The 1,301-nt window shown below is 53.3% G+C and carries 1 pseudogene; it reads right to left on the bottom strand.

Going from position 1 to position 1,301, the window contains the following annotated elements:
- Positions 1–95: 95 nt before the first annotated feature.
- Positions 96–1,099: pseudogene (locus BMZ91_RS20990) on the bottom strand (DDE-type integrase/transposase/recombinase); the annotation flags it as partial.
- Positions 1,100–1,301 lie beyond the last annotated feature (202 nt).

The following is a 1,301-nucleotide window of genomic DNA, read 5'->3' as shown; positions in this document are numbered from 1 at the left end:
GCGTATCGCTCCTCGTGAGGTTCTGGCTGGCTTGATCACCTGCCACGATACGCCGCCCTTCAAATCACGCCATCACCCAAATTCCCGCATAGCTCACCATTATCGCTTAGCAGGCGTGGCTTGTGGCGCACGACGGCCTGGTCGCAACCGGATGCGGTCAACGCCAGCTCGATCGTATCTGTCACATCCTCGGCGCGCATGTTTGTGCAAAGCTTCCAGGCAATTATGTAGCGGCTATAATCATCCAGGATTGTGCTGAGATAGTACCAACCCCAGCCGATAATCTTGAAGTAGGTGAAGTCGGTCTGCCACATCTCGTTTATTGCTGTGGTTTTGTCTTTGAACTCCTCTGCCGCTTTGATGACGACATAATCGGGTGCAGTGATCAGATCAGCAGCTTTCAAGATGCGATAAGCTGATGATTCAGAGATAAAATACCGCTTCTCATCAATGTATTTGACCGCCAATTCCCGTGTCGACAGTGCCTCGTGTTCGAGTGCGAACTCAATCAGATCATCGCGTCTTGCATCTGGGATCCGATTCCAGACCGACTTCGGGCGCGGAGATCCATCGGCCAGTGCGTCGAACCCACCGTCGACGTAGCGATCATACCATCGGTAAAATGTCGTGCGTGGGATGCCCAACATGTCGAGGGTCACCTTAGTGGGGAGGTGCGAACCCTCCACGGTGCGGATGATTTCCAGCTTCTCGGATGCAGGATACCTCATTCCTCGTATCCCCCACTTCCTGTCATGCTTTTTTTATGCAGGCGGTTCTCAAGGGTCAGGTCGGCTACGCATTCTTTCAAGGCCAAGGATTCTGAACGCAATTCCTTAACCTCTGGCGATGTGGCCTGACGCGCCGTGTCACCCGATAACCGGCGCTTGCCAGCTTCAAGGAACTCTTTCGACCAGCTGTAATACAAGCTCTCAGCGATACTTTCCCGGCGACACAGCACCGAGATGCTTTCCTCGCCTCGCAGGCCCGCCAATACAATGCGGATCTTTTCTTCAGCTGAATAAGCCTGCCGGGTCTTACGGCGAATGTTTTTAACCACCTTGTCGGCGGCGTCTTTCGATGTATGCGGTTTCTTCGTCATCTCGATCTCCCAATCGATAAGATGAACCAGAAATCCTCCGTTATTCAAATCCTCAAATCTGTCCCAAGAGTGCTGAAGTCAGACACGCCTTGCAGATTCTGCGTCAGAATTTTCCACCGCAAGGGCGTGACCCCTCAGAGGCGATTTTGGTGGCCCGCGCTTTGGCAGGGCTGAACCGCAATGATCTGGCGTGCCGGTATAT

Source organism: Roseovarius lutimaris (assembly GCF_900115165.1).
In the GTDB taxonomy this organism is placed as follows: Bacteria; Pseudomonadota; Alphaproteobacteria; order Rhodobacterales; family Rhodobacteraceae; genus Roseovarius; species Roseovarius lutimaris.
Note: the sequence above shows the minus strand (reverse complement) of the source record. Positions and strands in the feature narration are given on the sequence as shown.